General features: G+C 40.8%; 16 protein-coding genes. 3 read left to right on the top strand and 13 right to left on the bottom strand.

The features are described from left to right. Nucleotides 1–3 precede the first annotated feature (3 nt). The 4 genes from BUB56_RS09985 to BUB56_RS09970 all read right to left on the bottom strand — a co-directional run bounded on the left by BUB56_RS09985 (nt 4) and on the right by BUB56_RS09970 (nt 6575). Nucleotides 4–981 (bottom strand): ABC transporter ATP-binding protein, encoded by a 978-nt coding sequence (locus tag BUB56_RS09985; RefSeq protein WP_110941177.1) that lies wholly within the window; start codon nt 979–981, stop codon nt 4–6. A 13-nt stretch (nt 982–994) separates the two neighbouring features. After that, nucleotides 995–3292: a hypothetical protein gene (locus tag BUB56_RS09980; protein WP_110941176.1), complete on the bottom strand. Its 2298-nt coding sequence runs from the start codon at nt 3290–3292 to the stop codon at nt 995–997. After that, on the bottom strand, nt 3289–5724 hold the full coding sequence (locus BUB56_RS09975; RefSeq protein WP_110941175.1) for a M28 family peptidase: 2436 nt from the start codon (nt 5722–5724) through the stop codon (nt 3289–3291). Before BUB56_RS09975 ends, BUB56_RS09980 begins: the two co-directional genes overlap by 4 nt. Nucleotides 5725–5903: 179 nt before the next feature. Then, complete coding sequence (locus BUB56_RS09970) at nt 5904–6575, bottom strand: GntR family transcriptional regulator (RefSeq protein WP_110941174.1); 672 nt, start codon at nt 6573–6575, stop codon at nt 5904–5906. 651 nt (nt 6576–7226) lie between these two features. Here BUB56_RS09970 and BUB56_RS09960 point away from each other — a divergent pair. The 3 genes from BUB56_RS09960 (at nt 7227) to BUB56_RS09950 (ending at nt 10714) form a co-directional block, all read left to right on the top strand. Further along, nucleotides 7227–8462, top strand: a complete 1236-nt coding sequence (locus tag BUB56_RS09960; protein ID WP_110941172.1) for an argininosuccinate synthase — start codon at nt 7227–7229, stop codon at nt 8460–8462. Further along, nucleotides 8459–9835, top strand: coding sequence for an argininosuccinate lyase (gene argH, locus BUB56_RS09955; protein WP_110941171.1), 1377 nt, complete (start codon nt 8459–8461; stop codon nt 9833–9835). The genes BUB56_RS09960 and argH overlap by 4 nt, the downstream gene beginning before the upstream one ends. Nucleotides 9836–10054: 219 nt before the next feature. Continuing rightward, nucleotides 10055–10714 carry an FMN-binding protein gene (locus BUB56_RS09950; RefSeq protein ID WP_190014389.1) on the top strand — a complete coding sequence of 220 codons (660 nt, stop codon included), beginning with the start codon at nt 10055–10057 and terminating at the stop codon, nt 10712–10714. A gap of 45 nt (nt 10715–10759) precedes the next feature. Here BUB56_RS09950 and phnD read toward each other — a convergent pair whose 3' ends face one another. The 9 genes from phnD to BUB56_RS09905 all read right to left on the bottom strand — a co-directional run bounded on the left by phnD (nt 10760) and on the right by BUB56_RS09905 (nt 20890). Continuing rightward, the gene (gene phnD, locus BUB56_RS09945; protein WP_110941169.1) at nt 10760–12643 is read right to left on the bottom strand and encodes a phosphate/phosphite/phosphonate ABC transporter substrate-binding protein; all 1884 of its coding nucleotides are present in this window, start codon (nt 12641–12643) and stop codon (nt 10760–10762) included. A 347-nt stretch (nt 12644–12990) separates the two neighbouring features. Beyond that, nucleotides 12991–14409, bottom strand: coding sequence for a sigma-54 interaction domain-containing protein (locus BUB56_RS20110; protein ID WP_190014388.1), 1419 nt, complete (start codon nt 14407–14409; stop codon nt 12991–12993). 17 nt (nt 14410–14426) lie between these two features. Further along, a complete protein-coding gene (locus BUB56_RS09935) occupies nt 14427–14789 on the bottom strand; it encodes a DUF1667 domain-containing protein (protein ID WP_110941167.1) in 363 nt (120 codons plus the stop codon). Further along, nucleotides 14789–16054, bottom strand: coding sequence for an NAD(P)/FAD-dependent oxidoreductase (locus BUB56_RS09930; RefSeq protein ID WP_110941166.1), 1266 nt, complete (start codon nt 16052–16054; stop codon nt 14789–14791). Before BUB56_RS09930 ends, BUB56_RS09935 begins: the two co-directional genes overlap by 1 nt. A gap of 14 nt (nt 16055–16068) precedes the next feature. Continuing rightward, nucleotides 16069–17550, bottom strand: a complete 1482-nt coding sequence (locus BUB56_RS09925; protein ID WP_110941165.1) for an NAD(P)/FAD-dependent oxidoreductase — start codon at nt 17548–17550, stop codon at nt 16069–16071. A gap of 373 nt (nt 17551–17923) precedes the next feature. Continuing rightward, entirely contained in the window at nt 17924–19417 is a 1494-nt protein-coding gene (gene glpK, locus BUB56_RS09920; protein WP_110941164.1) for a glycerol kinase GlpK, read from the bottom strand. An 83-nt stretch (nt 19418–19500) separates the two neighbouring features. Continuing rightward, nucleotides 19501–19836, bottom strand: a complete 336-nt coding sequence (locus tag BUB56_RS09915; RefSeq protein WP_110941163.1) for a Lin0368 family putative glycerol transporter subunit — start codon at nt 19834–19836, stop codon at nt 19501–19503. Between the two features lie 36 nt (nt 19837–19872). Further along, on the bottom strand, nt 19873–20247 hold the full coding sequence (locus tag BUB56_RS09910) for a Lin0368 family putative glycerol transporter subunit (protein ID WP_110941162.1): 375 nt from the start codon (nt 20245–20247) through the stop codon (nt 19873–19875). Nucleotides 20248–20323: 76 nt separating this feature from the next. Further along, on the bottom strand, nt 20324–20890 hold the full coding sequence (locus BUB56_RS09905; RefSeq protein WP_110941161.1) for a glycerol-3-phosphate responsive antiterminator: 567 nt from the start codon (nt 20888–20890) through the stop codon (nt 20324–20326). Nucleotides 20891–21619 lie beyond the last annotated feature (729 nt).

Raw genomic sequence — 21619 nt, 5'->3', positions numbered from 1 at the left:
CCATCACCCTTCCTTATAGTGCCTTTCGACATGGATGCACCTTGCTCTTCTTTCTCCTAGCTCTACCATAGGAGGAATCCCTTCTCTACAGAGCCCTTCCCGCTCCTTGCAGCGGTCGTAGAAGGGACATACATTTTCAAATTCGTAGGGACTTGGGGGTTTTCCCTCGAGACAATATAAGGTGGATTTACCATTATGAAGGGAATTTACACAATAAAGGAGTTCCCTGGTATAAGGATGCACAGGTCTTTCTAAAACCTCCTGAATGCTGCCTTCCTCCATAATAAGTCCCCCGTACAGAATCACTACTCTGCTGCATAAAAATCTTACTACATCAAAGTCATGGGTAATCACCATCATGGTCGTCCCATGCTTTATACCAATATCCCTCAGCAAGGATAAAATTTTTTTCCGAAGGGAAGCATCAATCGCATTTGTAGGCTCATCGGCAATGATCAGCTGTGGTTCTGTCAAAAGAGCCATGGCGATAACAATGCGCTGGCACTGTCCCCCGCTTAGCTGAAAGGGATACATATTATAAATCACCTTTGGCTGGTCTAAACCCACATCCACCATTCTTTGCTGTATTATTTCTTTTGTAAGCTTTATTCCATGGATTTGCCCTGCTTCCATCATTTGCTTTCCAATTCTTCGGTAAGGATTTAAAGAGGCCGTCGGATCTTGAAAAATATAGGCAATCTCTTTTCCCCGAATCTTGTTCATCTCTCTCTCCGAAAGGCTTAACAGATTCCTCCCCTTGTAGAGGATTTCTCCTGAATCCACAACTCCATCAGCCTCCTGAAATAACCGCAATACCGCAGTAGAGGATACGGTTTTTCCACTGCCCGATTCTCCAAGGATTCCAATCATTTCTCCCGAATGGACCTCTAGATCTATACCTCTGACAATCTGAAGCTTCTCCTTTTTATAAGGGAAGGAAATTCGAAGATCTTTCACTTTAAGCAGTTTATTCTGATCCATTTACAGACCTCCCTTAATAAAGATTCTTATTTATGGTTTCAAGCAGCAAGCTTCCTAATTGATCCAAGGTTACACCCTTTTCTCCATTTTCGCGACCAGCCTCAAGTCCTAAAATGATGGTGGGAATATTGGCCTCATAGTACATGATCTTATCTAGATAGTTATCCTGCTTTGCTTCGATATGCATATCCACGGGATACTCTCTCTGTTGAACTTTTTTCTTTCGAAGCACTTCACTCAGTTGATGATTAAATCGAAATGCAAAATAGCGGGTAACCGGTGCCTGCCTGCCGCTGTAGGAAACAGCTTCTGAACGGCCGGTCTCTAGCTTGGTTAAGTCTATATAGAGCACACTGCGCTCCGGATTATATAGGGGTTTTACACAATAAGCCCTTAATCCGTTATAGGCATCTGTCATGGTTCCGTCCCAGAAGGCAAAAATAACGGTTCTATTCATCTGATCCTTTCGCTCTATCAGTTGTCTGGCTATTTCTAAAGCAAACAGCAGCCTCTGATTTCCCAGTTGTTGATTTGAATCCTTATAATTATAGCCAAAGCCTATTAAAATGGCTTCTTCCCCTACTTTTTTATCTTTTCCGGGTATCATTCCCAAAACATTTCTTCCCACCGATTCTAATTTTTTGCTAGTTAGTGTCAAATGAATTTCCTGACAGTGAGCTTTCTGCATCTGCTTGGCAGTTTCCCTCGTTATCCACACCACAGCACCCTCATGGTGGTCTTTTCCTCCGCTATAAGGCAGTTCTTCACCTTCCGCTAAAGCACAGAACACACCTTTTATACCCTCTTGATGGATCAGTCTGTCAATAAGAAAATCCCGTGCTTTCCGCGAATATATCTGACTATCGAGAAGTACAAATTGTCCTCGAAATCTCTCAAAATCCAGGGGATATAGCAAATCCTCCTTTGAAGCATCGTAAAGAGTTCCTCTGATATCCAGATTTCTAAAGCTGTCAAAGCTATAATCTTCTTCATGCCGGAATGCTGTCTCTCCTGCACCGCAAACCCCTATTTCAAAAGAAGTCTGCACCGGTACATAAAGCTCCTCCGTAATATAGGTATGTATATAGCCATTCTCCCCTATAGGAACTAATCCCATTTGCTCAAAAGCTCTGGCAATTTCTTCAGCCCTCTCCTTAGCTTCAGAAGTTCCGATCAATACCTGATCCTTTGCATCAAAGGAAAAATGAGCAGCATCTACATGACGGAATGGGTTAGGTATAGGATTCAGCAGAAGCAAAACCAGTAAAGCGATAAATAGAGCCAGGATTATCCCCTTTTTTCTTCTTAATGGATACAGCTTTTTTCCTTGAAGCAATATAGACCTATAGGATCTGAGCCGGAAAAGCTTCCGCAGGCAAAATAAAAGCTTAGAATCTCTTTCCTGCAGCTGTCGTCTTAGACCTTCTCCCAGGAGGTTAAATCCTAAGATGCTTACAAAGAAGGCAAGACCGGGAAAAATTATGATCCAAGGTGCTGTACGGACATAGTTCTTAGCACTTCCCAACAGACTGGCCCACTCGGGCTCAAAGCTAATGTTCATAAAAGTAATCTGTCCGCCTTCACTGTCCAGTATAAATCCCATATTTCCTACAAAAACACCAAATATGCCAAACTGCATCATCATGGTCAAGGCCCTGGCAATTTCCATAAAAAACAATACAACCAGCTCTGCCGCCAGATGGGGTACTACACTTTCCATGGCAATCTGAAGTCTGCTTTTTCCTATGGCAATCTCGCCTTTTATAAAAGGTCTCGCCAATATTTCCTGGACTCTTTCCATGATGAGCTTTCCTAATTTAGCCCAGTCTATAAAGGTTAAAACCACTACAAAAGCGATGATAGATTGTTCACGGTATAGATTTGCAAAAAAGTTCATTTTCAAAACAATGACACCAATTAATAAAGCGGGGAGGGCACTAAAAATAATGCTAAATTGTTCAATAGTTGTTTTTGCAAGGTAGCTGCCAAAACCGGCAGCCATTCCTATAGGCAGTGCAACCATAAACCGACCTAAAACAACCAGCAGGCTAATGGTCATGGTGATTTTGGTACCATGAACGATAAAGCTTAATAAATCCCGGCCCATTTCGTCGGTTCCAAAGGGTGCATTCTTAGAGGGCGGGAAAGGAGGTGCTTCCAGACTGAATTCTCCGTTTTCCTGACTCCAGGTCTTTAAGGTCTGAGTAGCGTAGGGGTTAACCTCTGTAAACAGCCCCGGAAACATCAGCACGAAGATGAGCATGAGCAAAATAAACGACCCTATGTATAATGGCAGATTTACTTTTTTCAATAGGCTCCCTCCCTTTTTAGAGGATTTATCCCATAAGCAATTACTTTAAAAGCTAAACTAAACAGCACATACATGCCGCCAAGGGCAAAGGCTAAACCGATAAAGGTAGTGGCATCCTGCTCTTGATAAGCTTTCAACAGCATATAAATCACGCCGGGATAATGAAAGACGTATTCTACCAGTATCAGATTGGATAAAAGAATAGGAATAACTGAAACCAGAGAATCGATTACCTTCATGACTGCCCCTATCAAAAGATGGGAAATTAATATCTTATTTCGTGAAAGCCCTCTGGCCTTTGCAGCTTTCACATAATCCTTTTTCATTTCCTCCTGCAGGGCTACTGCCGTAATCCTGGAGATATAGACACTTGGCACTACAGATAGGCAGATGAGAGGAATGACAAATTTACGCATGGTCTCTGTAACCATAATGGGTTCTAAAATCTGTTGCTTATGCATCCAAACCATAAGAATTTGAACGATCATCACAACCAGTACATCCGGTACAGACAAAGCCCCAATGGTACCGAGGGCTCGAAGGCTGCCCTTCTCTTTATCCCTATATCCGTCCAGAATTCCTTTTACCATTCCAATAACAACAGAAAGACACAAGGTACTTAAGATTAGCTTCATACTTTTGAAAAAAGATGTTTGAATAATCCGCAGCACACTGATATTTCTTAATGACTTTCCCAACCCCCCTGTTAAGAGATCCCGGATATAAAGAATGCTTTTTTGAGTAATCAAAGAGATAGAAAAATTTGTATAGATCTCTCCATTTTCCACTAGCAAATTAAAATCCGTAGGAATATTGGAGATAAAGACCAGTAAAAAAGTCACCGTACCTATAAGGAAAATATAGTGAAACAGCTTCGCAGTCAATCGGTAGGGTACGGAATAATAGATATCTTCAATAGCAGCCTTTCCAATTCTTTGATTAGGCATAACAAGATTGAGACGATAAACCAAATAAATACAAATGCCAACGAGGGCCAGCAGACTCAACAGCAGTCTTTCTTGCGGATAGAAATCCTGAATAAAGCCCTGTCCATAGGCTTCGTTCTGAATATAGGACAAAAGAACACCACCTACCTTGTCAAGGTTCTCTTTGCTAATGACATCGGTGGTATCCCCATAGGTATGTAAAGGATTTTCTTCCTTTATATTCCATAAATTGTCCATGATCAGTACTGCCGGCACAGCTTTTTGCACAAAAGGTGCATGATCACTGGCCATAAAATTATTTTCTGTAACTTTAAGTTTGGATATTTCCCCTATTTGGCGGAATCGGCTGCGCAGTATTTCCCCTTTTCTTCCCCCGGAAGCAAAGAGCAATTCCTGCATACCCCTAAAGCCGATACAATCCAGTTGAATGACCTGAGTTTTTTCCAAAGGATAGATGGGATGATTTACATAGTAATTGGATCCTACAATCCCGCCTTCTTCATGATTCCAGCCTGCAAAGAGAATGGTTTTATTTGGTGGAGTTTTCTGCTCCTTTATCACCCTTGCCAGCTCCATCACCATGGCCATACCAGAGGCATCGTCTAAAGCACCGGGGAAATATCTTCCATCATACTCTTTCCCAACATGGTCAATATGGGCAGAGAAAACTATATAGCCCCCATCCTTGTTTTTTCCGTCAATCCTTCCCAATATATTGGCAGTTTTAACCTTTCGAAATGCATATTCATAACCGATAGTACTACGGCAGCCCCTATCTGCGTAGCTCTTTAGCTGCATAAATGTAGGCACTTCCATTCCGTGAATAATGATCCCCTCATCATCCAGCCTCATTATATTGCCTGAGGCTTTCGTCATCTTGACTGGTTCCGCCACAATCCATCGATCTTTATAAACTGTATAGACAATAGCTTTTACTCCTGATTTTTTTGCATATTGGACGTCCTCCTGCCGCAGCAGGACATCCACTAAAACAATTTTATCTTTCAGCACTTCACTTTCGTAAAAGATCATATGCTGGTTTAAATACATCAACTCACCTTCAACAAAGCCTCTTCCCTGATGAGAATCCCGATAATCTTCACGGATTCTATAACGCTGAATAACCTCTCCCCTCTGATCCAGTACATAAAAAAAGGGCTCAATGCTGTAATAAGGAACCATTGCTTCAAAGGACTGAAAATAGGTACCATTTTCACCTCCCGGTACCACACCAATCTCTTTAAAATAATCAGCTACGTATTCCAGTGCCCGCTGATTCCCTTCTGTTCCGGGCTGCCGCCCTTCGTACTCAGGTTTAGCCAGTTCCTCAATATGGTCATATACGCGATCTACCTGAAATAATGTTTCATCAAAGGACTGACTTACAAACAAAAAAAACACGCAAAAAATAAGTCCTACCCCTAGAGTCAGACCTATTATCCCTCTTCTTTTTCCTAAAATCCCCACATCCCATTCCCTTTTCATCAAAACCCTTCTTTCTGTCACACCAATAAAAGAAATTTTTGTTAAATATTTCAATTCTTCTCAATATTATTATAACGGTTAATTCTTGATCTGGCAAAGTTTTGTAAAAGAATATTTCAAATCTGTCAAGGGGACTAGTTCCTTTGACAAGAATCGTCCTTAGGATGAAAAAAAAAAGACTACTTGCTCAGTAGTCTTTCTACATTTTTCTTTGAATTGTTTACATGCTCTGATAGGGTTTTCTGTGCCCTTTCCTTATCCCTTGCAATGAAGGCCTCCAGTACTTCCCGGTGCTCCTTAAGGGCATGTTCTACTCTACCCTCCACTTGAAGGGATCTTCTTCTCGTTTTTTTCATATAATACTGGAAGTCCCTCAGTACCTGCTCTAAATATCGGCTTTTTGTTGCCCGATAGATGGCTTCATGAAAACGGGTATTTAACTCTGCCACCTTTTCCAAGTCCTTCTTATAAGCATAAAACTCCATTAATTCAAAGATTTCTTTTAAGTTTTGAATCTCTTCATCAGTGATTCTTTCCGCGGCCCAAGCCGCCGCAATACCTTCTATGGCAATACGAATTGTAAAAATATCCTGAATATCCTGTTTTGTGATCCCCTTGACCACCACGCCTCTATTTGGGATGTTTTCTACGATTCCATCCAGTTCCAGTTGTTTAAGGGCCTCTCTTACAGGAGTACGACTCACTCCAAGTTCCTCTGCCAGCTTTGCCTCTATAAGTTTTTCGCCTTCTTTATATTTTTCATTTAATATATCATCTCTTAAGATGTTAAAAATCTTAGAAGTCAAGGATAATCTTCCGGCTTGATCATCGTTTAACAGATCTCTTCCCATAATGTCCTCCATGTCCTCACTAATATTTTGCCTACCAGCTATGGTTTATCTGGTAGGCAAAGGTTTTTCCTTATATTCATTGTATAGTAATCCCATACCGTTGTCAATGCATACAAGTATTTTGCTCATTTCCTTCACAATTCTTGCATGCATTCCAAGGGCATCTCCAATATAATTGCAATATTTTCTTCTATTTTCTCTTTCCTGCTGCAAAGTTAATGAATACAATAAGGTTTATTTGCAGGAATCACTTTTGTCTCCTTCATTCATCAGTGTTGCCTAAGGGTGAAACCTTATACATGGTTTCAAAAAACATATAAGAATTTTTCTAAATCTAAGCCGAGAAGGTTATTCTACCGCGGTCTCACCATTCTTTTATAGGAAAATTTTTGTTATAAATGATTATACGAAACTTCCATAATCCTTCACTCCCCAAATTATACATCATTATGCATAAATACAGAATTTTATTCTTTTGAAATCCTCCTTAGATTCCATGGCGCACCTCCTAACCATAAAGAATTTCATTCTGAAAATCCAAAAATATTTTTATGTATTTTTATAAAATAATTTGCATATTTATATTGCATGAAAATACAATTCCGTTTATAATATGTATTAGCATCAATTATTTTAAGGAGGTTTTTATTCATGGAAAAACAAAAAGTTGTATTGGCATATTCCGGTGGCCTAGATACATCGGTTATATTGAAGTGGTTAGAAATAAACTATGGTTATGAAGTTATTGCCGTATGTGTAGATGTAGGTCAGGAAGAAGATTTGATCGCAGTTAAGAAAAAAGCCCTGGCTACCGGTGCTTCCAAAGCCTATGTGGTAGATGTAACAGAGGAATTTATTACAGACTATATTTTCCCAACCCTGAAGGCCGGTGCAGTTTATGAGGATGACTACTTACTTGGAACTTCTTTTGCGCGACCACTCATTGCTAAAAAGCTGGTAGAAATAGCCGAAAAAGAGGGGGCAGTTGCCATTGCCCATGGCGCTACCGGTAAAGGTAATGACCAAGTGCGTTTTGAAGCAACCATCAAAGCCCTAAACCCACACTTGAAAATTATTGCTCCTTGGAGAATTTGGAATTTAAAATCCCGTGAAGACTGTGTAGATTATGCGATAGAACACAATATTCCGATTCCTGTAACAAAGAAAGATATCTACAGCCGTGACAGAAATATCTGGCACTTAAGCCACGAGGGTGGAAATCTTGAAAATCCATGGAACGAGCACGATAACAGCATTTACATGATGGGGGTAGCCCCTGAGAAAGCACCGGATACACCAGCTTATGTGGAAGTAGAATTTGAAAAAGGCGTTCCTGTGGCTGTAGATGGGGTTAAATACAATCCTATTGATATGATCCACAAGCTCAATCAAATCGGCGGCGCCCACGGCGTCGGCATTATCGATATTGTAGAAAATCGTTTGGTCGGTATGAAATCCAGAGGAATTTATGAAACTCCCGGCGGTACGATTTTATTTCAGGCCCACAAAGCATTGGAGAAGCTGACCCTGGATCGTGCAACCATGAGCTTTAAGAAAACTGTATCTGAAAAATATGCCCAATTGGTATATGACGGATTATGGTTTACGCCGCTGAAGGAAGCACTGGATCAATTTGTAGATAGTACACAGCAGGTTGTAACCGGTAAAGTTAAGCTGAAGCTTTATAAGGGTACTTGTGCAGCAGTAGCTTCGGCATCCCCTTATTCCTTATATAATGAAGAATTTGTTACCTTTGGAGAAGATCATGTTTATAACCAGAAAGATGCGGAAGGCTTTATCAATCTGTTTGCCCTGCCGATTACCATCCGTTCCTTAATGTACAGCCAAATGCAGCAGGAGCAAAAGAAGGAGAAGAAAGCTATATGAAGCTTTGGGGAGGACGTTTCTCCAAAGAAACTGCATCACTGGTAGATCAATTTAATGCCTCCATTGGATTTGACCAAAAGCTTTACAAGGTAGATATTATGGGAAGCATTGCTCATGCTAAAATGCTGGGCAAATCTCAGATTATTACTCCAGCAGAAGCACAAAAAATCGTAGAAGGTTTGCAGTCCGTCCTCGAGGATATTGAAAGCGGCCAGGTTGAGTTTCAACTGGCCTACGAGGATATCCATATGAACATTGAAAAGCTGCTGACCGATAAAATCGGTGATGCAGGAAAAAAACTTCACACAGCAAGAAGCCGTAACGATCAGGTAGCTGTGGATATCCGTCTGTATTTGCGTGAAGAAATAGAAATCATCTGTGGATTGTTAAAAAAGTTGTTGATAAGTTTAACCGATTTGGCTGACAATCATGTAGAAACAGTAATGCCGGGATATACCCATCTGCAGCGTGCCCAGCCCATTACCTTCGGTTACCATATGATGGCTTACTTTCAAATGTTTAAAAGAGATTATGAAAGATTAAAGGACTGCTATAAAAGGGTGAACATTATGCCCCTGGGTGCAGGCGCCTTAGCAGGCACCACCTATGCCACTGACCGTGATTTCTTAACAGCAGAATTAGGTTTTTCTGCTTACTGTGATAACTCCCTGGATGCTGTTAGTGATCGGGATTTCGTCATCGAGTTTATCAGCGATGCTTCTTTGGTGATGATGCATTTAAGCCGCTTCTGTGAAGAATTAATATTATGGAGCTCTGCAGAATTCCAGTTTGTAGAAATGGATGATGCCTATAGTACCGGAAGCAGCATCATGCCTCAGAAGAAAAACCCTGATGTGGCGGAGCTGATCCGTGGAAAAACCGGTAGAATTTATGGCAATCTTACCAACATCCTAACAATTATGAAAGCCCTTCCCCTTGCTTATAATAAAGACATGCAGGAGGATAAACCGCCTCTCTTTGATACGGTTGAAAACCTGAAGGATTGCCTTGAAATATTCGATGCCATGGTTACAACCATGAAGATCCGCAAAGATAAGATGAAAAAGGCCACCAGAGAAGGCTTCATGAACGCTACCGATGTAGCTGATTATCTGGTAAAGAAGGGACTACCCTTCAGAAGCGCCCATGAAGTAGTGGGAAAAATGGTATTGTACTGCATCCAGGTGCAAAAAGCCATAGAGGATTTGACTATAGAAGAATTTCTGAGCTTCTCCCCTGACTTTGCAGAGGATATCTTCCCAGTCATAACTGCGGAGCATTGTATTGCTTCTAAGGTTTCTAAGGGATCTACTGCACCGGAGAATGTGAAAATTATGATAGAAAAGGCTAGAGCCTATACAGCATCCTTATAAATCAAAATAACTGTCTACTATATATGTAGGTCCCCACTTCTCATATATAGGTATTTCTCCTCAAAAGAGTACACCGCTTGGTGTACTCTTTTATTAATTGATTCATAATTTCTTACTTACCTTTTTCAAATAAAATATTTGACAATAGTACATATAAAATGTTACGATAGTTCAGTATTAATGATAATCATTATCGTTTATTTGACAGGAGGGATTTTCATGTTGCATATCTTAAAAAATTTGGTGTACATCCTTTTTGCAGTAATCTTATTAGCAGGGTGCAGCAATATCAAATCGTCGGAACAGCCGGAAACCACAAATCAAAATATTCATGTATCCACCGAAGTATCTAAACAGCCTGTGGAGGAGGCTATAGAGGTTCAGGAAAAACCTAAAGAAGTCGAGGTATCTCCTGTCCAACCGCCACAACAGGCTGCACCTATCGAACCTCTATCAAACACTAAAGGTGCTAAGGAAAAGACGGATATCCCAAAACAAGTGTCTTCCAATGTTTCACCTCAATCTGCATCACCTCAGCCTAAACTAGAAGTTCACAACGGTCAATCTCCTACTATGAAAGAACCCGTAGCCGAACCTTCAAAAGACATACAGCCTGAGGGACAATATAAAAATGGTACATACAAAGGTTCCGGTGAAGGAAACGAAGGACCTGTAAAGGTACAGGTAACCGTTGTAAATGGTTACCTTGACCAGATTATTGTTCTGTCCCATGAAGACACCGAAAATCTCGCACAAAATGCCTTTAAGCATCTTTCAAAAGTGATGATTGAGCAGCAGAGTACAGATGTAGATGTGGTTGCTGGTGCTACTGCTTCTTCTCAAGGCTTTATTCATGCAGTAAAGAATGCTTTAAAATAATAGGAACTGCATTTCACGCTGAAATGCAGTTCCTATTATTTTTCCCTATTTAGATACCTTTCGGATCACATCATAATATTGATCATCATTTTGAATGAAGTCTGTAAAGATGGAATTCGTCAATAATCTCCTTCCTTCTTCTGTTTGCTTTAAATTTAGGAAAGCCTGCTTCAGCTTTTCTTTCTTTTCCTTAGCAAGGTTTGGATTGACGGCAATGGCATCAGCCGGAATAGGTTCTGTTTTCGCCAGTATGTTTAGATCATTGATTTTGATTCCGCTTTTTCCTGCTACCCCAATCCCTACATCATAGGTGGCGCCGCCATCAATCTCACCCTTTAGAACCGCTTCTATTACCTTGTTATGGGTACCAAGATACTGTACCTCTTTAAAAAGAGTATCGGGGTTTAGGTTATTTTCTTTTAATAAGTATCTCGGATAGACATATCCGGAAGTGGATTTCACATCTACATATCCGAAAACCTTGCCTTTTAAATCCTTCAAGTGCTGGATGCCATTATTCTTTTTTGTAACGATGCAGCCGTGGTAAAAGGGCTGCCCATTTAAAACACCCATAGCAATAGGCTCTGTGTTTACCTTGTCTCTGGCATTGACATAAGCAAAGGGCGAGAACCAGCCTGCATCAATAATATTGTTTTGCATGGCCTCTGCCAATGCATTATAGTCCTTTACAATGATAGTTCTTGCTTTAAAACCTGCCTGTCTGGCAGCTTCATTAATAATACCGAAATATTGCTTTCGCAGCTCCGGAGAGGCGATGGGATTAATGCCAAAGAATACTTCATGGTCCGATTTAAACTGTACAGCTGTCTTCTGTAAATCATAAGCTAGGTTTCCAAGTTCTCCCGCTAAAAGGGTTATTTCCTTATTGTTTTTCAGCTGATGAAGCACCGAATCCATTGTTGCGTCTCCAACAGCCTTTGAGCTATTTGCCACGCTTGCAATTTGTTGGGCAGAGCTGGAAATCTCATCCCCAGTTTTCGCTTGGCTCTCAGCTGTTTCAAAAAGAACTGCCACAGCCTGCTGAATATCTTTTAGCTTATTCTCAATTTCTGCGGTAGCTTGGGAGGATTTCTGCGAGATTTCCCCTACCCCTGAAATCTTCTTGATATTGGCAGAGAAAACATGGTTTACTCTGTCAATCCGCTGACCGATAGAAGTAACTACTTTTTTGATTTCTCCAGTCAACTGAGCGCTTTCGTCAGAGAGTTTGCGTATTTCATCGGCTACTACGGAAAAACCTTTTCCTGCAGTACCTGCCCGTGCTGCTTCAATGGCTGCATTTAGAGCCAGCAGGTTCGTTTGACTGGAGATATTCTCTATGTTGCTTAAGAATTGCGTAATTTGATCTGTTATGGGTTTAAGTTCTTCTATGGATTGAAAAGAGCCTTCAATATCTTTTGCGAGCTGAATCAATAAAGCATTGGACTCCTTGATCGTATCTCTGCTGCTCTGAATGAGCTCCATGGATGCATTGGTAAATGCCAGCATATTATTGGCTTGTTCACTGGCCATTTGCGACGAGGCTGCCCATTGCTGTATGCCTGCATTTACCTCTTCGGTAGTTTTGGCTGTCAGGCGAACATTGTCTGTCATATTTTTTGCCAACTGTTCCATCTTTCCTGCATCCTCTGCATTCTTATTGGAAAGATTAATCAAATTCTGTGCAGCAATTGCCAGCTGTTCTGAGACCTCCAGCAAGTTATCCTCTCGACTTCCCTCAGATTTATCTGTCTGTACCACAATGTTTGCCTGTGGTTTATCGAAATTGAGCAACTTATACAATAGTATCTGTGCTGCTGCTAAGGCAATAAAAACAAAGATTCCTTGAAATGGTAAACTGAAAATACTTAGAAGAAATGCCAATAATCCGTTGATAGCCCCCAGTAAAAAGACATTTTTGCTAACCATTCAGCTACGCCCCCCTCTTCTTTTGTCTAATAAAAACAACTGCAATAAATATGCCATTTTATTCTGTTTACCAAAAGCATAGAAAACATATCCCTGCAATCTCAATAAAATGCTGGATTTGTCTATTTTATACTATATAAATTTCCTTCTAAAGTCCTAAAAAACCTTTATATAATCAGATTCATTAATTATATAGGTTGATATTTTCTACCAATCTTGTCAAAAACCTTTATTTTTTTCTATTATTTTCTTAAATATATGACTTTTCTTAAAATGATTCAATCTGTAAGTTTAAAAAAAAGAACCACTCAGAGATCTCTTTCTCTAAATGGTTCCCGGGGTTTTTGCTACTCTATAATTTTATACTTTCGCGCCTTGAAGGCTACAGTTTTATGGGTTACGCCCAAAGCCTTCCCTGCAGCATTAAAACTCCCGAAGCGTTTAATCGCATATTCGATAATCTCTTTTTCATATTCCTCCAAAGTAGCCAATTCTCCCTTCCAATCCATGTTAATCAAGCTACTTTGATGATCATCCTGATAGTGGACTGTATAAAGGTTTGAAATATGGGAGGGAATATCCTTTAATTCAATCTGATCCCCGTCTACTAAGGCAATTAACCGCTCCATCAGGTTTTCCAATTCCCGGATATTTCCCGGCCAATCATAATAGAAAAAAGCTTCCTCTACCTCCGGAGCAACCTGCTGTATGCTCTTTCCCAGCTTACCGTTGATTTTGTCCAGAAAATGTCTTACTAAAACAGGTATATCCTCTCTCCGTTCTTTTAATGCGGGCAGATAAATGGGTATAACATTGAGCCGATAGTATAAATCCTCCCGAAAAGACCCCTTATCGATCAGTTCCTCCAGGTTTCGATTGGTGGCCGCTACAATCCGCACATCACATCGAAGGGTTTCTTCTCCCCCTACCCGCTCGAATTCTCTTTCCTGAAGCACCCTCAAAAGCTTAACCTGCATCTCCATTGGCATATCACCGATTTCATCCAAAAAGATCGTACCCGTATTCGCTTGCTCAAACTTACCTATTTTTTTACGGATGGCTCCAGTAAAGGCACCCTGTTCGTGGCCAAAAAGCTCTGATTCTAATAAACTTCCAGGGATTGCACCGCAATTCACCTTCACAAAGGGCTTACTACAGCGGTCACTGGAAAAATGGATGGCTTTTGCAACCAGCTCCTTCCCTGTACCGCTTTCCCCGCGAATTAATACCGTTGAAGAGGTCTTAGAAGCTTTTTGCGCGATCAGCAAAGCTCTTTCCATAATCTTGCTTTTTCCAATAATTTGTTGAAAATTGTTATTTAATGCTTCCTGCGTCTTTTCTGCTGCTGTAGACAATTCTATAACTGTCTCTTTTTTCTTTGCCTTTTCTGAAAATAGTTCTTCTCTGTAAATGGCCATCACACCTTTAAAAACATCGTTATGGAATATGGGAGAAGCAGCGACGCTGATCAAATGTATACTATAATGCCCGCTGAGATTTCCTTTAACAGGTCTTTTTTCTCGATAGGCAGTCAAAATCACATCGTCGTGAAATACTTGAAAAATATTTTTCCCTACCTCCGCGGGGTTACTAACTCTAAACATGTTATTATAGGCATCATTTATATATTGGATATTACCAAACTCATTAATGATACATATGCCATCCTGCATATTTTCAAAAACCTGTTCAAATCGCAATTCTGAATGGTCCTTTGACCCCATTCTTTTCTTCTCGTCTAAGTTAGTAACAACTGCAGCCCTCACCTTCATCCCTCCGTTCATTACATGCTTCTTGAAGCTATGATATTGACTCCTGTATCAAGGATATTCTCAACAATTACCTCTCCCATTTTTACCGGAGCTGTAACCTCAACTGCATCCAGTTGTCTCATACACTCAAATATCTTGCCTTTAGCAATGGGTTGATCGGTTCTGACCGGTAGTCTGTTTAATAATGCATTTTTTATTTTTACTGTACTGGTGATGGTTCTGGTAGGATTTGTGGTTTCTTTAATGGCATAATCTATTCCCCGCTTGCATTGATTTCCAAGGATCTCATAGCCGCCCGGCTGGCTTGCATCTTCCTTTAAGGTAAGACGGCATCCCATGGGACAAACAATACAGACCATATCTCTTTTTTCCATTATGCCCCCTCCTTCTCAATGGCGATAGAAATGACTGTACCCTTACGGTCTAACAGTTCTTTTAGAGAAACCTTAACAGATTCCATTTCTCCCGGCGCCAGATGTCTTTTCTTCATGGTTTTAACTTGTTCTCCATCAATGCTCACAATCATTTTTACGTCGTGATAGATATCATCTACACGCATCATCAGATCCACACTGTCTTCTAAATTGTTGAGGCGAAGGGTGTGGGGTACAATATAACGAATACCCTTACCTGGCTGTGTTTTCATCATGTGGCCTTCCTTAGACAACTCTTTCTTCACATATCGAGCAGCATTTTTTCCTGCCTTTCTGCTCTCCTCTGTTACCCAGTCTACTAAGTCATGGACATGAACTACATTACCACAGGCAAATATACCCTCCACGCTTGTTTCCATGGCTTCATTGACAATAGGCCCTCCGGTAATGCCATCCAACTGAATGCCTGCATTTTTTGACAGTTCATTCTCTGGAATCAATCCTACGGAAAGCAGCAGTGTATCGCACTCATAATGCATTTCTGTTCCCGGAATGGGTCTTCTGTTCTCATCTACCTTAGCAATGGTAACCCCTTCTACCCTATCCTTCCCTCGTATATCCGTTAGGGTATGGCTTAGATATAAAGGAATATTGAAATCTTCAAGACACTGTACGATATTTCTTGTCAAGCCGCCGGAATAAGGCATCAATTCTGCAACAGCTTTAACCTCTGCACCTTCCAGAGTAAGCCTTCTGGCCATAATCAAACCGATATCTCCAGAGCCTAGAATTACTACCTTCTTACCTACCATGTAGCCTTCCATATTTACAAACCGTTGAGCCGTCCCTGCGCTGTAAACCCCTGCAGGTCTTGTACCTGGTATATTGATAGCCCCTCTGGTCCTTTCTCTGCATCCCATAGAAAGAATGATGGCTTCTGCCTGGATCTGCATAAATCCGTCAGTGGTATTAATAGCACTAATACTCCGATCGGCCTGTATATCCAATACCATAGTATCCAATTTATAATCAATGCCCAAATCATACAACTCCTCTATAAATCGTTGGGCGTATTCCGGCCCTGTTAGCTCTTCCTTAAAAATGTGCAGTCCAAAACCATTGTGGATACACTGCTGCAGTATACCACCCAGTTCTCTGTCCCGCTCTAATATTAAAATATTGTCTACACCGTTCTTTTTCGCTTCAATGGCTGCTGCCAAGCCTGCAGGTCCGCCACCGATTACCACAATATCATATTTCAACATACGCTCACCCCCGCTTATTGTTCTTTTGATGCCGCTACAGATTCCATCGTCTCTTCTGTGATGGCTGTTTGCTTCGTAGGTTCTGTCAATATATAAGAAGCTCTGCTGTCTTTTACCACATCTACAATCTCAATATTCATTTCTCTCGCAAGAATTTCCATTACCCTTGGCCCGCAGAAGCCCCCTTGACATCGACCGCTGCCCGGTCTCGCTCTCCGCTTCACGCCATCAACGGTTCTTGCACCTGCACTGCGCTTGATTACGTCTACAATTTCCCCTTCTGTGATGTTCTCACATCGGCAAATAATTCTTCCATATCGAGGATCCTTTTGGATCATCGCTGCTTTTTCCTCATTGGTCAGATCCATAAAGTGAACCACTTCTCTGCGGTGTGGATTAAAGTTATCTTTTTTCTCAAATCCAGCCATTTGCTGCAGCAGTTCTACAACATAAACAGCGATAGCCGGTGCAGCAGTTAATCCAGGAGATTCGATTCCTGCCACATCAATGAAGCCTTTTGCCTCCTGCACTTCTTCAATAATAAAATCTCCTGTATCAGGTCTCGCCCGAAGTCCTGCAAAAGCAGTAATGATTGCATTGAATGGTATCTTTTCTGCAGTTCTTACAGAGTGGTCTCTGATGAAACCAAGTCCATGAGCTGTGGTATTCAGCGCTGTCCTATCCTCTAAATCCTCCGCATCCGGTCCTACCAGCAGATTTCCATGAACGGTTGGCGCAACCAGTACCCCTTTTCCAAATTCATTTGGACATGGGAATACTACCTTATTCACAAAATTTCCTACACTTTTGTCAAAAATGTTATATTGTCCTCTTCTTGGCAGAATCTTAAAGGCAGGAGGTGCTACCATATTATGAATTTCATCAGCATAAAGACCGGCACAATTGATTACATACTTTGTATCCAGCTGCTCTGCTCCCATAAAAATCCGATATCCGCCCTCAATTTTCTCAATATTGGTCACCTGACTTTCCAGCTTGATTTCTACTCCGTTATCTACAGCATTTTCCGCTGCCGCTATGGCAAGCTCCCATGGTCCTACAATGCCGCCGGTTTTTGCATGGAGTGCACCGACAATCGAAGGACTCAAATTGGGCTCCATGGCCAGGACCTGCTCTCCTGATATGATCTCCATATCCGGCACACCATTTTTTAATCCTTTTTCATATAGCTCCTGAAGGGTCTTCATCTCCTCTTCATTGAAGGCTACCACAAAAGATCCTATTCTTTTAAAGGGCACCTGCAACTCTTCACACAGCTGGTCAAACATTGCATTTCCCAGTACATTAAACTTTGCCTTTAGCGTGCCTGGCTTGGCATCATAGCCTGCATGAACGATGGCACTATTGGCCTTTGTAGTACCATTGGCTACATCGGTGTCCTTTTCAATCAGTACAGCCTTTACATTATATTTAGACAATTCTCTTGCAATACAAGTACCGCTGATCCCGGCACCGATTATTGCTACATCATACATACTTATTCCCCCCTTGGAAAATTTGGTGAATTTTACATTTAAACCATAACATCATCTATATTGAAATTTATATAATTTACTTGTCTAATTTCAGAATATTTTAACTTTAAAATGAGACGTAAAAAAACCGCACTAAGTAAACCCTATCTTTCCATAGGTTGACTTGTGCAGCTCTCCAATTCTCAAGCTCTCATATTATTCACTTTTGTATTATTATACTATAAACAAAGTCAATTTGTAAAGCAAACATTTTCCCTTGCATGAAAACTTTTTTCAACTTGCATAATTCTCAACTCATATAAAAATTGTAGGGCTCAAGCTTTTATGCTCATGCCTGAGCCCCACAACAGGTGATTAGGCTATTCTTTTACGCTTATTCTTCCCACTTAAGGGCTCTTTCAACTGCTCTCTTCCAGCCGCTGTACTTCTTCTCTTTTGCTTCGCCTTCCATTGCTGGGGTGAATGTTCTGTCAACATTCCACTTCTTAGCAATTTCTTCCTTGTCGTTCCAATAACCTACTGCCAAACCGGCAAGGTAAGCAGCACCAAGAGCTGTGGTCTCTGTTACTTCCGGTCTGTCAACTGGTACGCCAAGAATATCTGACTGGAACTGCATTAAGAAGTTGTTTGCAACAGCACCGCCATCAACCTTAAGTGCTTGCAGGTTGATACCAGAGTCTTCTTGCATTGCTTCTAATACATCTCTTGTTTGATATGCAATTGATTCTAAAGTAGCTCTAACGATATGGTTTCTATTGGCACCACGAGTTAAACCTACAATGGTTCCTCTAGCATACATATCCCAATATGGAGCACCCATACCTACGAAACCAGGAACTACATATACGCCGTTTGTATCTTCAACAGCTGTAGCTAACTCTTCACTGGCAGCAGCAGAGTCGATTAATTTTAATTCGTCTCTTAACCATTGTACAGAAGCACCTGCTACGAAGATACTTCCTTCTAAAGCGTACTCAACCTTGTCGCCTACGCCCCAAGCGATGGTTGTTAATAATCCGTTATTGGATGGTACAAGCTTTTCCCCTGTGTTCATTAACATGAAGCAGCCTGTTCCATAAGTATTCTTCGCCATACCCGGCTCGAAGCAAGCCTGACCAAACAATGCTGCCTGCTGGTCTCCAGCATCTCCTGCGATAGGAATTTCTGCACCGCCAAAGGTTTGTGGATCAGTTACGCCGTATACGCAGCTGGATGGCTTAACTTCCGGAAGCATAGAAGCAGGAATTCCTAATTCCTTAAGAATCGTTTCGTCCCACTTAAGCTCTTTGATGTTGTATAACATTGTTCTAGATGCGTTGGAGTAATCTGTAACGTGTACTGCCCCTCTTGTTAAGTTCCAGATTAACCAAGTATCGATATTTCCGAATAACAATTCGCCCTTTTCAGCCTTTTCTCTAGCACCTTCTACGTTATCAAGAATCCACTTCACCTTTGTTCCGGAGAAGTAAGCATCTACTACAAGACCTGTGTTTTCACGGATATAAGGCTCACAGCCTTTAGCCTTTAATTCGTCGCAGATCCCTGCAGTTCTTCTACACTGCCATACAATAGCATTGTACACAGGTTTTCCAGTTGCCTTTTCCCAAACAACTGTTGTTTCTCTTTGGTTTGTAATACCGATGGCAGCAATATCCTGTGGTCTAATACCAGTTTTTTCTAATACTTCTCTAGCAACACCGCTTTGAGTTCCCCAAATTTCCATTGCATCATGCTCAACCCAGCCTGGCTTAGGATAAATTTGTGTAAACTCTTTTTGTGCTACGCCTACACTCTTTCCGCTATTATCAAAAATGATTGCTCTTGAACTTGTTGTACCTTGATCTAATGCCAAAATATATTTACCCATGTGTATTGCCCCCTTCATCTAAGAGATGTTTATTATTTTAAAAACCTAGTAATTTGCCATGTTGTCAGTGCATGCTGTATGGACTATAGAATAAAGGATAATATTAAAGCGCCTAATGTTCCACCAATAGCAGCAGAAATGATTGTAGGCATTGCTTTGCTAAGGCTGGCTCCGGAATAAACAGCGCCTGCCAATAAACCGGCTGCAGCTGCCCATGCCATGTCTATCCAAGCGCCGCCGGTTTGGTGAATCAAACCAACGCCGTGATTCAGCGTCCAAGTTGTACCAACGATAAATGCTGCAGCAAACCATCCGCCAGCTGGTCCGAAAGCCTCAACAAGTTTACCCCAGCACATGCTGATCAAGAATGGAAATATAAAACCTCCAGCAAAAGTAGCGATCATCAATCCAGGTGTCATATCTTAACCTCCCTTCACTTCCTATTATTTTATTTTTTATGCCTCTTCTTTTACTTCTTCAGCTTTTTTTGCTAAATCTTTTTGGAACATAACTGCTACGATACCACCTGTCATACCGCCTAAAATCACGATAATAAGTGTAGGCAGAGACTCGATTAATGGTGTAATAGATCCTGCAGAGAAAACCGGTCTTAGTGTACCGCAGATCGCGATACCTAGTGCCATGTCTACGAATGCCCCCGGATTATCAATAATTCCGATAAAATGATTTAAGAACCACATAATACTGATAATCGCAAAGCCTGCAAACCATCCACCTGCAATACCATAAGCACCTGCAAATGCTCCCCATACGCTCATAACAAACATACCAGCGATGGTGAAACCTACAATTGATCTGAACATTTTCATTCTTTCACCCCCCATAAATTTAAAAGTATTATTTTACACAAAGGTAAACGTTTACCTTTGCGGTAAAAACAGTAGATTAAAAGTACCAGACCTCTTCCCGGGTTGTAGAAATCCCCATGGCTCCCGCTTTTAAGCTTTCGATAACATCCTCTTTATCTTTAATCAAGCCTCCCGCAATAACAGGAATCCTGGTTTCCTGGTGGATGGTCTTGATCACCTTTGGCATGATTCCAGGTAGTATTTCTATAGCATCAGGTTTTGTAGTATGGATAGATTTGATGCCGGTTTCTAAGGACAGTGAATCTAGTATAAAAAGCCTTTGGATCGCAAATATATTTAAATCCTTTGCAATTTTGATCAGATTGCTTTTTGTAGTTATGATCCCATCGGGCTTTATATTTTCATTGATATATTTAAGGGCTACAGCATCCTTCGAAAACCCCTCCATTAAATCTATATGGATATATATGTACATGTCTTCACTTTTAACCCTATCTACGATGCTTTTTAGATTAAAAATATTCCCTGCAAGCAGGAACATAATTTCACTAGGAGATCGAATAGCGGATTCTAGCTTATTGATATCTTTTACTGCAGCTACGATCGGATTCGCTTGAATCTTCGTATAAAATTTATTTCCCATTTAACTCAACCTCCATAAAATATTAATGCAACATCTGTGCCAAACGGAAAATAGTCTAAATATTCTAATTTCCCACCGGTGTAAGCCCATTTCTCTGATACTTTTTCCCATCCCTAATTTACTTTTCCCTTTGAGCTTGGTAAAAAGTATCAAGCGAATCCGATATTCAAGACACTTTATGCCATTACTATTCTATATGAATCTTAAAAACCCTTTATGCAAATTTGACCACCTTGTATTTGTTTTCTGAATATTGAGATAAAATTTTGTTCTGGATGATACTTTTTTGTCCTACCCCTTTTATTAGCCTTTACCAGAAACTACTAGCCCCTAGTGGAAGTCCTATTGTGTAGACAAATAAGAGAAGCTAATACAAAAGCTTCTCTTATTTCTTTTACATAGGCGTCAACGTAATCCAATTATTTCCAAATAAACCTTAGAAGCATGTCATTCTGAGCGTTAGCGAAGAATCTTATAGAACATAAGCAAGATTACTTTTGAGTATCAGAATATATCATCTAGCTTAAAGATCCTTCGACTCCCTTTTACTCCGCTCAGGATGACAAATGATGGGTTAAGTTGACGCCTATGATTTCTTTTATTATATACTTATTAAGTACCCTTCTTATTCATGAATAGTTTTAAATGAACCATGTTATTCCAGATCTCCAAACCGATTCTCAAATAAAGCCACTACGGAGTCCATAGCTGCAGCTTCATCTTCCCCAT

The sequence above is a fragment of the Geosporobacter subterraneus DSM 17957 genome (genome assembly GCF_900142145.1).
GTDB classification, from domain to species: Bacteria; Bacillota; Clostridia; order Peptostreptococcales; family Thermotaleaceae; genus Geosporobacter; species Geosporobacter subterraneus.
The sequence above is the reverse complement of the archived record's forward strand: the minus strand, read 5'-3'. Positions and strand labels throughout refer to the sequence as shown.

Bases quoted from the DNA above. Each gene is read 5' to 3' on its own strand.
- BUB56_RS09985 (WP_110941177.1), bottom strand. From the start codon at position 981: ATGGATCAGAATAAACTGCTTAAAGTGAAAGATCTTCGAATTTCCTTC.
- BUB56_RS09975 (WP_110941175.1), bottom strand. From the start codon at position 5,724: ATGAAAAGGGAATGGGATGTGGGGATTTTAGGAAAAAGAAGAGGGATA.
- BUB56_RS09970 (WP_110941174.1), bottom strand. From the start codon at position 6,575: ATGGGAAGAGATCTGTTAAACGATGATCAAGCCGGAAGATTATCCTTG.
- BUB56_RS09960 (WP_110941172.1), top strand. From the start codon at position 7,227: ATGGAAAAACAAAAAGTTGTATTGGCATATTCCGGTGGCCTAGATACA.
- argH (WP_110941171.1), top strand. From the start codon at position 8,459: ATGAAGCTTTGGGGAGGACGTTTCTCCAAAGAAACTGCATCACTGGTA.
- BUB56_RS09950 (WP_190014389.1), top strand. From the start codon at position 10,055: ATGTTGCATATCTTAAAAAATTTGGTGTACATCCTTTTTGCAGTAATC.
- phnD (WP_110941169.1), bottom strand. From the start codon at position 12,643: ATGGTTAGCAAAAATGTCTTTTTACTGGGGGCTATCAACGGATTATTG.
- BUB56_RS09935 (WP_110941167.1), bottom strand. From the start codon at position 14,789: ATGGAAAAAAGAGATATGGTCTGTATTGTTTGTCCCATGGGATGCCGT.
- BUB56_RS09930 (WP_110941166.1), bottom strand. From the start codon at position 16,054: ATGTTGAAATATGATATTGTGGTAATCGGTGGCGGACCTGCAGGCTTG.
- BUB56_RS09925 (WP_110941165.1), bottom strand. From the start codon at position 17,550: ATGTATGATGTAGCAATAATCGGTGCCGGGATCAGCGGTACTTGTATT.
- glpK (WP_110941164.1), bottom strand. From the start codon at position 19,417: ATGGGTAAATATATTTTGGCATTAGATCAAGGTACAACAAGTTCAAGA.
- BUB56_RS09915 (WP_110941163.1), bottom strand. From the start codon at position 19,836: ATGACACCTGGATTGATGATCGCTACTTTTGCTGGAGGTTTTATATTT.
- BUB56_RS09910 (WP_110941162.1), bottom strand. From the start codon at position 20,247: ATGAAAATGTTCAGATCAATTGTAGGTTTCACCATCGCTGGTATGTTT.
- BUB56_RS09905 (WP_110941161.1), bottom strand. From the start codon at position 20,890: ATGGGAAATAAATTTTATACGAAGATTCAAGCGAATCCGATCGTAGCT.